The organism is Psychrobacillus sp. FSL K6-1267, from assembly GCF_038003265.1.
Classification (GTDB): Bacteria; Bacillota; Bacilli; order Bacillales_A; family Planococcaceae; genus Psychrobacillus; species Psychrobacillus faecigallinarum.
The window spans coordinates 1515540-1528410 of sequence record NZ_JBBOOR010000001.1 but is presented as its reverse complement, the minus strand read 5'-3'; the positions used below and the strand labels follow the sequence as shown (position 1 = coordinate 1528410).

The window sequence follows — 12871 nt, the reverse complement described above, 5'->3', positions numbered from 1 at the left end:
AAACACCTACCCGTTAAAAATTAAATCCGCCAAATCCGCCAAAGCCACCCATTCCCTTGTCGGACATACCGTGATTCTTCTCCATCATTTCATACGTTATTTCCTCATCAGGACTATGGCGAAGCTCAATTATATAATCAAAATCTTCAATGGAATATTCTGAATGCTGGATGAACATATCTGGATGCTCAACTACTTTAATAGTAGGCATCCTCATCATTTCCCTTACTAGCTGGAGATGTTTTTCATCGTTTGATTTTCGGGTAACAATACCATCCAGTATAAAAATATTACGATCACTGAATTCATCTCCTGCGAGCTGATTTCTAATAGTTTGCTTAATCATGGTAGACGATAAGAAAATCCACTTTTTGTTCGCACATACACTAGCCGCCACTACAGACTCTGTTTTTCCAACTCGTGGCATTCCTCTTATACCTATCAGCTTGTGTCCTTCCTGTTTAAAAATTTCAGCCATAAAATCAACAAGAAGTCCAAGCTCATCTCTTACAAAACGAAAAGTCTTTCTATCATCCGCATCTCTTTGTATGTACCTTCCATGACGAACAGCTAAACGGTCTCTTAACTTAGGCTCACGGAATTTAGTCAAATGAATCGTTTCCATTGTAGAAATGATGTGCTCAAAGCGTTCAATATTTTCTTTTTTCTCTGCCTTAATGAGCATACCACGTCTACCCTCGTCCACTCCATTAATTGTAACTATATTTACGCGTAACATACCTAATAGAGAAGAAATGTCTCCTAAAAGTCCGGGACGATTTACTTGAATTTCATATTCAAAAAACCACTCACTTGCCAACATGTATTCCTCCCTGTTTAGAATGACGTTTTCACTTCATTAATAGTTCTATCATATATGATTTTATACCTGAATAAAAGGAAAAAAGAAAAGAGAGGCAATTCTCTCTTTTCTTTTACTTAAATATACCATCCACCATTTACTCGGATAATTTGGCCGGTAATATAATATGCTTTTTCACTAGCCAAAAAGGCGATGACATTCGCTACGTCCTGAGGGTTACCGAATATACCTGAAGGAATTTCTTCTAATATAAGATTTCGTGATTCTTCGTCTAGATGAGCATTCATTTTCGTATCAATGAAACCTGGAGCGACCACATTCACCGTTGTTTTCTGCATGGCAACCTCTTTCGCATAAGCCTTAACGAAAGCATGCTGAGCACCCTTGGCAGCAGAATAGGCAACTTCATAGGAAGCACCTGTCTCACCCCAAATAGAGCCGACAAAGATGATTGAGCTATGCTCATGTTTACGTAGCTTCGGAGATAACTTCCCAACTAAAAACATTGGATGCTCAATATGAACTTGGAAAAGCTTCTGAATCTCATTTAAAGCAGTTTCCTCCAGTCCTTTATACAAGCTATGCCCTTGGGCAAATACTACAGATTGCAATGTGAATATAGAATTTGCCATTATTTCTATTGCATTAGAGTCTGAGAGGTCAGCTTGAATGGATATAAATTCCTGTTCAGGATAAGCAAGATTCAAAGTAGCTAAAAGTTCATCCATTTTTTCTTTATTGCTAGCAAAATGAAGGTATAAGGACCATCCCGACTCAGCCAGACTATGACTGACTGCAATCCCTATCTCTCCAGATGCTCCTACTACTAAAGCAAATCTTTTATCCATTATTTGTTTCTTTCGAAGGAATAATTTTAAATACGGTATGTGTATTTTCGTCCTTAAATGCTTCAAAAGCTGTTTTAACCTGCTCCATTTTCAAATTTTCTAAAGCAGGCACTACGTCGAATAAATTCATATCATTAAATTTATAGCGCGTAAATTGGTTTGCAATATATTCAATAGAATTGAGGGCTCTCAAGAAATGCCCGATTTTTTTTCTTGTAATTTGTTTTAAGTCTTTCTCTTCAAATGTCCAATTTGTTGCGGACTTGTTAATAGTTTCTTTTATACTCTGACTAAGTTCATCTACGTTTGCGGTATCTGAACCAATCATCGCAAAACCATACCCTTCTTCCATCGAGAAGTCTGCGCTGTAGGATTCATCTATTAGTCCTTTTTCATAAACATCTTGGAAAAAGGCGGAGGTTCTACCGAATATAAGTTCAACAGCAACCTGCATTGCCAACTCATAGTTTAGCATCTCTTCCCCAGTAATATTAACATTACTCGATTTGACACCGTATAGAAGCTTGGATTTTTGGACATCCATTTTAAGTGTACGCTCTTTTTTATCCACCTGCGTTTGCTCCTCTGGATAAAAACGAACAATTTCCTCAGGAGCTTTAAAATCCTTCTTCGCTTGATTATCTTTTACAAACTCCATCATCTCTTTAGGATCCACTGCTCCCACTACGAACAGCACCATATTAGATGGGTGATAGAAAGTATTGTAGCACTCGTATAAATGTTCCGCTGTAATATGGCTAATTGACTCGATTGTTCCTGCGATGTCAATTTTCACCGGATGCTCCTTATACATATTTTCAATCGTTCCAAAGTATAAACGCCAGTCCGGCTGATCATCGTACATTGTAATCTCTTGGCCGATTATACCCTTTTCCTTTTCCACCGTTTGCTCAGTAAAATATGGCTCCTGTACAAAATCAAGAAGAGTTTTTGTGTTTTCTAAAATATTGTCAGTAGAAGAAAACAGATAGGAGGTTCTAGTAAAGGAAGTAAATGCATTAGCAGAAGCCCCGTTTTCACTAAATTTTTGAAAAACATCCCCTTCTTCTTTTTCAAACATTTTATGTTCTAAAAAGTGGGCTATTCCGTCAGGCACTATGACAGGATCTTTTTTTCCAAGTGGGATAAATTCTCGGTCAATTGAACCGTATTTTGTTGTAAAGGTTACATAAGTTTTAGAGAAGCCTTTCTTTGGCAAAATATAAACATTTAATCCATTGGAAAGTTCTTCATGGTAGAGCGTTTCTTCTAATTGTTCAAAGTGAGTTTTATTCATTGTCTGCACCGTCCTTACCAGATAAGAAATAGACAAATTCTTTTTGGATGTTTGTTGCCATCTCTTGAATTTGCTCCTTCGTTACTTTTTCCCACTTAGCTGTCCAGTTCTCCACTGTGAAGGATTCATCAAGTTCTTTATATTGATCATAGATTTCTATTTGTGCCCTAGCAGAGTCAAGGGATTCTTTTAGTTGGTTTTTAAGCATTGATTTTGTTTGATTGATTTCTAAATCTGTTATTTCTCCATTTTGCATCTCTTTTAACTGTTCGTCTATCAATGCTACAGCTTTTTCCTCTACTGTAGGATCAATCCCTGCAAGAACAAAAATACGGCCATAAAGAGAAGAAAAGCTACTAGAAGCATAATATGCCATACTTTCCTTTTCACGCACATTCATAAATATTTTTGAATGTGCAAAGCCTCCCAAAATACCATTAGTAATTTGCATGATTGGAAACTCTTTAGAGTAAAACGTGACTGGAGTACGATAAGAAATATGTAATTTCCCCTGCTTCATGTCTTGTTTTTCATGGACAAAATCTGTGTTGATAGTTGAAACAGCACTTTCGGTTTCTTTAGGGATGTCTGCAGAACGGCCTTCAAATGGGAAATACTCTCCAATTTTAGCTTTCATTTCTTCTACATTTACATCTCCTACAATATAAATTGACAGTGGTTCTTTAGTAAGCAAAGTTTGATGCATTTCAACTAGCTGCTCATTAGTCACTTGTTTTACTGTTTCCACATCACCATTTGCACTAATTGAGGCAGGATGGTTTGGTAAAATATTCTCAAGTAATCTTTGTTGTGCAAAGCGGGTTTTGTCATCATACATTGACTGGATACGCTCTATAACTTGCTCTTTCTCTCTTTTTACTACTGACTCTACGAATTTCCCGTTGTCCAAGTTCGGTTTAAAAAGAACTGTCTGCAGTAATGAAAGTACCTCATCAACTACAGTTTCATTAGACAAATATGCGTCGTTTACCGTTTCAGCATTTAAAGAAAAAATATGGTTTAAACCTTTTTTAGATGTATCAAAATATAAAATAGCTCCAAACAATTCATCTAATCGCTTTCTAAAAGAAGCGTAGGTAGGATATTCTGCATTACTATACTGCAGCACATTTGCTAAGACAGCACGAATAGCTGCTGTTTCTACAGTTAATGGTTTTTTCCATTTAAAAGAAATATTAATGGTCTTAAATTGCTCAGTAGGTCTTATATAAAGCTGAACACCTTTGGCTAATTCAAAATGTTGAAACATGAAAATAATTCCCCCTTTTTCTTTCTAGTGTTGCTCATATACCTTTTCACTATACATCTTCTAATTATATCAATACAAACAAAAGGGACCAAATGATTGGTCCCTTTTACATAAATAAGATTATTTTATTAGTTGTCCCATTTAATGCCTAAAAACTTACTAGTTGAATCAATTTCAAAAGTCATTATATATGAAAATAACTCAATTAATATATTTTTATCTATTCCCTTTAATGTATGGAATTCCACTTGCCTTAGGTGCATTAGCTTTTCCTATGAATCCAGCTACAGCAAGAATAGTTAATACATACGGTAAAATGTGTAAATAAAAGCTTGGAATTTGATCAATGTAAGGAATCTGACCTCCTACAATACTTAATGCTTGTGCAAACCCGAAGAATAATGCTGCTCCTAGTGCACCAAGCGGATGCCATTTACCAAAAATCATAGCTGCTAGTGCCATGAATCCTTGACCGTTAATTGTTGTATGACTGAATTCCCCAGAAATTGATTGAGAATAAACAGCTCCACCAATACCTGCTAACATACCAGATAGTACTACCGCAATATAACGCATTTTCTTAACATTAACTCCCATTGTATCTGCAGCCATCGGATGTTCACCTACAGCACGAAGACGGAGTCCAAATGGAGTTTTATAAATAACAAACCAAGCAAGAATTGCTACTGCAACAGCTAATATAGAAGTAGAGTAAACATCCTTAAATAACATTGGACCGATTATAGGTATTTCACTTAAACCAGGGATATCAAAACGGATAAAACGTTCTTCAATATAATCTGTTTGTCCTTTGTCATAAATCATTTTTACAGAAAACAAGGCAATCGCAATACCTAGCATGTTAATTGCTACCCCTGAAATCGTTTGGTCAGCTCTAAATGAAATAGAAGCCACCGCATGAAGTAATGCAAATAGACCAGAAACAAGCATTGCTGCAATTACAGCAACCCACGGAGTCATAGAACCAAAAGTATCTACAAACGTTAAGTTAAAAATAATCCCGATAAAGGCACCCATAACCATCATACCTTCAAGTCCGATGTTAATCACACCTGATCTTTCAGAGAAAACTCCTCCAATAGCTGTGAAAACCAAAGGGGCTGCATAGAAAATTGCTGATGGAATAATGAAATATAATACGTCTAAAAAGCTCATTTAGTTCGCCTCCTTTTTCTTACTAATCTTTTCAAGGAAATAGCGAATGACATATCCACATGCAACGAAGAAAATAATAATCGCAATAACGATCGATACGATTTCTATTGGTACTCCCGCTGCGTTCGGCATATTGGTTGCTCCATATTTAAGCGAGCCAAATAATGTAGCACCAAAAATTACTCCTAGAGGTGTATTCGCCCCAAGTAAAGCTACGGCGATTCCATCAAATCCGATACCAGTAAAGGCACCCTTTGAGCTTGCGTAACCAAATGTACCCAATGCCTCCATAGCACCAGCTAGACCAGCAAAAGCACCTGAGATAACCATTGATAGAATAATATTCTTAGAAACATTCATCCCAGCATACTCTGAAGCATGTTTGTTGAAACCTACTGATTTCAGTTCATAACCAGTAGTTGTTTTTTCTAAAATAAACCACATAACTAAAACCATTGCTAGCGCAATGAAAATTCCGTAGTGTAAACGAGAGTAATCAGTAATGCTTTGGAAGAAAGCGGATGTAAGTGAAGCTGTTGGTTTAATCGCTTCGGTACTGTCTCCGCCATCCGCAACAATTTTAATAAGTGCATTAGTTGTATGGAGTGCAATATAGTTCATCATAATCGTTACAATTACTTCATGAACTTGTAGCTTTGCTTTTAATAACCCCGGAAGGAAAGCCCATAACCCACCTGCAACTGCTGCTGCAAGAACGGCTAAAGGAAGATGAATATACATCGGTAGGTCAAATGCAATTCCAACATAAGTAGCTGCAAACCACCCTACTAGTAATTGACCTTCTACACCAATATTAAACAAACCTGTTCGGAATGCAAATGCTACCGCAAGCCCTGATAATAGGTAAGGTGTAATTTGGCGTACTGTTTCACCAATTCTATAAGCGTCACCAAATATACCTTCCCATAACGCTGAATATCCTAGTATAGGATCATATCCACTTACTAGCATGACAATCGCGCCGACGATTAACCCTAGTATTACAGAAATAACAGGGACAAGTATATTTACTACTCTATTCGACATGCTCTACATCCCCCTGTTTGTTGTCTTTGTTTCTAGTTTGTCCAGCCATTAATAGACCAAGCTCTTGCTCAGTAGTTTCTTTAGGAGAAAGTGTATCGACAATTTGCCCATCATAAATAACGGCAATACGGTCAGATACATTCATTACCTCATCTAATTCAAACGAAAGAAGTAAAACTGCTTTTCCTTTATCTCTTTGCTCTATTAAACGCTGATGAATAAATTCAATGGCTCCTACGTCAAGACCACGAGTAGGAAGTGCTGCAATTAAAAGCTCAGGATCACGGACAACCTCACGACCAATAATAGCCTTCTGTTGATTACCTCCAGATAAGGATCGAGCTAATGTGTGCTCTCCTTGTGTACGAACATCATATTCTTTAATAATTTTTTGAGCTAAATTAGAAACTTTTTTATAATTAATGATTCCTCTTTTAGAAATAGGCTCTAAATAATAGGTTTGTAGTGCAATATTATGACCGATTGGAAAATCTAAAACTAAACCATGCTTATGTCTATCCTGTGGTATGTGTCCTACTCCCGCCTCAGTTACTTTACGAGGCTTTTTGTTTGTGACATCTTGTCCATTTACAAAGATAGATCCGCTTTTAGATTTACGAAGACCAGTAATGGCTTCAATCAACTCACTTTGACCGTTCCCATCAATTCCTGCAAGTCCTAGAATTTCACCCTTACGAACAGTTAAATTTAATCCTTTTACCTTTTCAATCCCACGGTAATCAGTTACCACTAACTCCTTAATAATTAACGCTTCTTCCTTAGGAGTAGCTTCTCCCTTAACTGTTTTAAATTCGACCTGACGACCGACCATTAGAGATGCCAATTCATTTGGATTTGTTTCTGCTGTTATTACAGTCCCAATCCCTTTACCTTTACGAATAACTGTCACTCTATCAGAAACATCCATAATTTCCTTTAGTTTGTGAGTTATTAGAATAATAGATTTACCTTCTTTAATAAGGCGCTTCATAATTTGTATAAGCTCATTAATCTCTTGTGGAGTTAGTGAAGCAGTTGGCTCGTCAAAAATAAGGATCTCCGCTCCACGATAAAGCGTTTTCAAAATTTCCACCCTTTGCTGCATTCCAACTGAAATATCTTCAATCTTTGCATATGGATCTACGTTTAATCCATAAGTTTCTGATAGCTGTTCAATTTTACGTGCAGCATCTTTAATATTAACTACTCCGCCACTTGTCGGCTCGTTACCTAAAATAATATTTTCAGTAACTGTAAAATTTTCTACTAACATGAAATGCTGATGAACCATGCCAATTCCAAGATCATTAGCAACATTTGGATCGGTAATTTTTACAGAATTACCTCTAACTTTTATCTCTCCGCCTTCAGGCTGATATAGACCAAATAAAACATTCATTAGAGTGGATTTTCCCGCTCCATTTTCACCTAAAAGAGCATGTATTTCTCCCTTCTTCAATTGAAGGGTTATATTATCATTTGCTACAAACGATCCAAACTCTTTCCGAATGCCTAGCATCTCTATTACATAATCCAATGAATTCACTCCCTACTTGAATACTAGTACTAAATTAATACAGGAAAGACTTTAAATATTTAAAATCTTTCTTCTACTAATTTAAAATATCATAAAGACCGAGCAAGTCGGTCTTTATGATGTTAAGTCAAATTATTCTACAGTTTCAGGAACTACGATTTCACCAGCAGCAATCTTTTTAGAATACTCATCAATTTTTGCTAAAACATCATCCGGAATAGCTCCGCGAGAATCAGCAAGTTGAACGCCTTCTTCAGCTAAACCGTAAGTAACTGTTTTTCCACCAGGGAATTTACCATCCATTGCTTCTTTTGCAATGTTTTGTACTGCAACATCTACACGTTTTTGCATAGAAGTAAGTGTTACGTTAGTATCTCCAACTGCACCCTCTTCGTATTGGTCAGAGTCAACTCCGATTACCCATACGTTAGCATTAGCATCTTTAGTTTTACGTTCTTTTGCTTCAGCAAATACACCATTACCAGTACCACCAGCTGCGTGGAAAATAATATCTACGCCTGAAGAGTACATACGATTAGCTGTTGTTTTACCAAGAGCTGCATCATCAAACTTACCAGTATATTGAACGTCTACTTTAATAGATGGATCAACTGCTTTAACACCTTCAAGGAATCCTGCTTCGAAGCGTTCAATAACAGGAATCTCCATTCCACCAACAAAACCAATTTGTTTTGATTCAGACATTAATGCTGCAGCAACTCCTGCAAGGAACGATCCTTCTTGTTCTTTAAACATTACAGAAGCTACGTTTGGAGCATCAACTATAGAGTCAATAATAGCTAATTGAGCATCTGGTTGTTGACTAGCAATAGTTCCAATTGGCTTTTCCATCAAGAAACCGATACCATAAACTACGTCAAAATCACGACGAACTAGGTTAGTAATGTTATTGATGTAATCTGCATCAGATTGAGATTGAAGATAATCATAACCGCCATCACCTTTTTTAAGGCCATGCTCTTTACCAAATGCTTCAATACCTTCCCAAGCTAGTTGGTTAAATGATTTGTCATCTACTCCACCAACGTCAGTAACCATTGCTAAAGAGAAATCTACTTTTTCTTCTGTTCCACTGCCAGTGTTTGAACCTTCGTCAGTCTTCTCTTCATCTTTAGAACCACAAGCTCCAAGAATAGTACCAGCAGCTAATACAAGTGATAAGCCTAAACCAAATTTACGTTTTGTCAACTTGAAAACCCCCATTATTTTTCTTCTTAGCAGGAACTATTTCTACACCCTTTTCCGAACTACATGAAAGCTAAATTTATCAGCTCGAAAATAATTTTTCGAATATAAAACTACACGATCATTCTCATCATAATGAAGTTGTTTTAAAACTAGCAATGAAGTCTCTGGTTCACAATTTAAAGTCGGCGTAGCTACTTCATGATATCCCACTGGATCAATGTAAGCGACTGCGTGCGAAATACGAATGTCCCCTGTTTCCTCCAAAGCAGTAAAAATGGATCCTTCTTTTCTAATTAGAAAATCCGTCGGCAAATAATCTTGTGGAACTTTATCGACACAATACACTACTGGCTCATCGTCTGCAGTTCGGACACGTTCCATCGTGACGATAGTTGCATCCTCCACACATTGGAAACGTTTGCTATCATCCTCCGAAGCAGCTGATTCCATAGAACTAAGGTAAATAGTACCAGGCTCCATACCTGCGTTTCGAATCATCGTCGAAACACTGGAGAGCTGTTCAATCCCCGATGTAAAAACTGGCTTTGAGTTAACAAAGGTTCCTACGCCATGTCTTCTTACGATAATATTTTCTTCCTCCAGCACACGTAGAGCTTCACGTAAAGTCGCTCGACTAACCCCAAGGAGCTTGGCTAATTCAAATTCAGAAGGTAATTTCTCCTTTTCTTTGAATATCCCCTTTTCAATGTCTTGTTTAAGACGATCGATCACTTGTAGGTACAAATGCCTTTGATCCATTTTTATTGTCATTTAAAACACCACCATTATGAAGAGATCAGACCTCTGATGTAAAACTTTCCTACTAATCAGTACATACTATAACATTTTTAATCCTTTAAATAAATACTTTATTTTCGAATATTAGAAAAGAATTTATACTAATATTATATAAATGTAATCATTTTGTCATAATATATGGATTAATGTGTGATACTAATTGCCAAAAAGCTTATAAACACTGAATTCTTCGATATTTGTATTCTTTACTTTATTTTAGTCTAAAAAAGTTTTTTTGGATAGAGAATTATAATTCAATTGGATGTTAGTAATATCACAGGTATACTTTTATCGAAATATAGATTCAGTAATTTCATATTTTTTCTATAGTGCTTATATATAAAACACAAATAAAAAAGATAACCGAGAAAATGCCTCTCGATTATCTTTCTTTAGTTTTTTAATAAAATTTGCTTCGTATTATAAAAATCGAGCATTAAAATAAGTCTTCTATACGCATTAATTTCTCACAGAGTATCTTGGTCATACTCTTGTTTCGATATTAACACTTGTCTTGGCTTACTTCCTTCATAAGGTCCTACGATTCCACCCAGCTCAAGCTGATCAATTATTCGAGCTGCTCTAGAATAACCTACACGGAAACGTCTTTGTATTAAGGAAACAGATGCCGTTTGCATTTCCATAACCAACTGCGCAGCATCATCGTATAAATCATCACGATCCAGCTGCTCTTGTGATTCTTCCACTTCATCTGGAATCATTTCTTCTTGGTAATTGGCCTTTTGTTGTTCAATTACAAAGTCGACAATTCTTTCCACCTCGGCATCTGATAAGTAAGCTCCCTGTACTCGAACCGGCTTAGAGCTTCCTGCTGGCAGAAATAACATATCCCCTCTACCAAGCAGTTTTTCTGCGCCACCCATATCTAGAATAGTTCGAGAATCTACGGATGAAGATACTGCAAATGCAATTCTTGAAGGTATATTAGCTTTGATAATACCTGTAATAACGTCAACACTTGGTCTTTGTGTTGCTATTATTAAATGGATTCCTGCCGCACGAGCCATTTGTGCAATTCGTGTAATAGAATCTTCTACATCACTTGAAGCTACCATCATCAAGTCAGCCAGCTCATCTACAATTACTACAATAAACGGGAGCTTTGGATGCTTCTCTTCATTTTCCTCATTCCATTTTTCAATATGATCATTATAGCCTTGGATATTACGAGTTCCTGTATGAGAGAACAGGTCATATCTTCTTTCCATCTCAGAAACGATTTTCTTTAGTGCCTGTGATGCTTTTCGCGGATCGGTTACTACAGGTGCCAATAAATGTGGAATGCCATTATAGACATTTAGCTCAACCATTTTAGGATCAATCATCATCATTTTCACTTCATGCGGTTTTGCTCGCATCATGATACTTGTAATAATCCCATTAATACATACACTCTTCCCGCTTCCAGTAGAACCTGCCACAAGTAGATGGGGCATTTTGTTTAACTCGGCTAATACCGCCTGTCCTGTTACATCTCGGCCAAAACCTATCAATAGCTTTTGGCTCGGCTTATTGTTCTCTTTTGCTTCCAATACCTCTCGCAGGCTGACTATTGCCACCTCTTTGTTAGGTACTTCTATCCCTACAGCAGATTTTCCAGGAATTGGTGCTTCAATTCGAATATCTCTAGCTGCTAACGCCAGTGCTAAATCATCATGAAGGCTCACAATTCTACTAACTTTGACACCTACGTCAGGTAGAACTTCATATTTAGTAACCGCTGGACCTAGGTGGACCTGCATAACCTTAGCTTTTACACCAAAGCTTAAGAAAGTTTGCTCCAATTTTTTAGCATTTGCTTGTATAGCATTTAACTCTCCACTTTGGTCATTATGCTCTGGAGAATCCAACAGATTAATGCTAGGCAGCTGATAATCTTCATTTTCAAGTTCATCAGCATCCATGTTAATCTCTATAGGTTCAGTTGGTTCTGTTTGTTCAGCAGGATCTTCTCTTCTCGTAATTCTTTCAGTGAATGCAGAGATGATAGGAGCGGATGCTACTTCTGGCTCTTCCTGTTGCCCAGGATTCATGTCATGTATAGTAACAGCTTGCTCAGCCTCTTCCTCTACTGCATCCTTACGAGATCTGCGAGAAACTCTTTTGGTCTCTGTTGCTGGTTTTTGCTTTTCTTTTTTCGCTCTTTTCTTAAAGCTTTCTGCCATCTTAGGTGATATCTCTACTAAGTAGGGAACTAATGCTTTTCCAGTTAATAAAACGATACCAATTAAAAGTAAGAGCCAGCTAATAACTTTAGCACCTGCAGAGTCAAACAACACATGAAATGATGCAAACAATATAGCACCAATCATACCTCCGCCAAGTGAGCTACTTCTGTTTGAAATTCCTCCACTTTCAACTAATACTCTATAACTTTCCCTTAATACAGAGTTTGACATTAATGCCTTTCCTTCAAACAATTGCTCAAAGAGTGCTAAATGGCTAAATATTAATAAACTGCTCAAAATAAATGCACCGCTTAACAGCAAACGATGATTCCATGGTGGAAACGTTTGTTTTATCATAATTATAAAAGCATAAATAACGAACATAAACGGTATTGCAATATGCCAGTTACCAAATAAGAAATAGCCTATATACGCGAAAACTTCGCCAACTAGGCCATATTCAAAGAAAGAAATTACAGCGATTCCCAATATGAGAAGTCCTATAATTTCAAACATTAATGGATGAAGTGATTTTTTCTTGTTTTTTTTGACTTTCTTTTTAGTTTTCTTCTTTGCCACGAATGTCACCTACTTTGTTTAAAAATAATCTTTTCCAATAGCATGCACTTAACAGGTAAAATATAACAGCTTCAGAAGATAAAAAAGATTTCCTTCCA

10 protein-coding genes are annotated in these 12871 nt (G+C 36.7%); all 10 read right to left on the bottom strand.

The annotated features are described in order from the left end of the window. Positions 1-13 precede the first annotated feature (13 nt). Positions 14-823: a DUF3388 domain-containing protein gene (locus tag MHB55_RS07445; RefSeq protein ID WP_151110492.1), complete on the bottom strand. Its 810-nt coding sequence runs from the start codon at positions 821-823 to the stop codon at positions 14-16. A gap of 116 nt (positions 824-939) precedes the next feature. Further along, positions 940-1671 carry an elongation factor P 5-aminopentanone reductase gene (gene ymfI, locus MHB55_RS07440; RefSeq protein WP_154311091.1) on the bottom strand — a complete coding sequence of 244 codons (732 nt, stop codon included), beginning with the start codon at positions 1669-1671 and terminating at the stop codon, positions 940-942. Next, a complete protein-coding gene (gene yfmH / locus MHB55_RS07435) occupies positions 1664-2968 on the bottom strand; it encodes an EF-P 5-aminopentanol modification-associated protein YfmH (RefSeq protein WP_340862896.1) in 1305 nt (434 codons plus the stop codon). The genes ymfI and yfmH overlap by 8 nt, the downstream gene beginning before the upstream one ends. Further along, on the bottom strand, positions 2961-4238 hold the full coding sequence (gene yfmF / locus MHB55_RS07430; RefSeq protein ID WP_340862895.1) for an EF-P 5-aminopentanol modification-associated protein YfmF: 1278 nt from the start codon (positions 4236-4238) through the stop codon (positions 2961-2963). Before yfmF ends, yfmH begins: the two co-directional genes overlap by 8 nt. 216 nt (positions 4239-4454) lie before the next feature. After that, a complete protein-coding gene (locus tag MHB55_RS07425; RefSeq protein ID WP_144538109.1) occupies positions 4455-5414 on the bottom strand; it encodes an ABC transporter permease in 960 nt (319 codons plus the stop codon). Then, entirely contained in the window at positions 5415-6461 is a 1047-nt protein-coding gene (locus MHB55_RS07420) for an ABC transporter permease (RefSeq protein ID WP_154311093.1), read from the bottom strand. After that, positions 6451-7998 (bottom strand): ABC transporter ATP-binding protein, encoded by a 1548-nt coding sequence (locus MHB55_RS07415; protein WP_144538107.1) that lies wholly within the window; start codon positions 7996-7998, stop codon positions 6451-6453. The genes MHB55_RS07420 and MHB55_RS07415 overlap by 11 nt, the downstream gene beginning before the upstream one ends. A 132-nt stretch (positions 7999-8130) precedes the next feature. Next, positions 8131-9207 (bottom strand): BMP family lipoprotein, encoded by a 1077-nt coding sequence (locus tag MHB55_RS07410; protein ID WP_144538106.1) that lies wholly within the window; start codon positions 9205-9207, stop codon positions 8131-8133. Between the two features lie 42 nt (positions 9208-9249). Next, complete coding sequence (locus MHB55_RS07405; protein WP_144538105.1) at positions 9250-9978, bottom strand: GntR family transcriptional regulator; 729 nt, start codon at positions 9976-9978, stop codon at positions 9250-9252. A gap of 494 nt (positions 9979-10472) precedes the next feature. After that, positions 10473-12782 carry a DNA translocase FtsK gene (locus MHB55_RS07400; protein ID WP_404814863.1) on the bottom strand — a complete coding sequence of 770 codons (2310 nt, stop codon included), beginning with the start codon at positions 12780-12782 and terminating at the stop codon, positions 10473-10475. Positions 12783-12871: the final 89 nt, after the last annotated feature.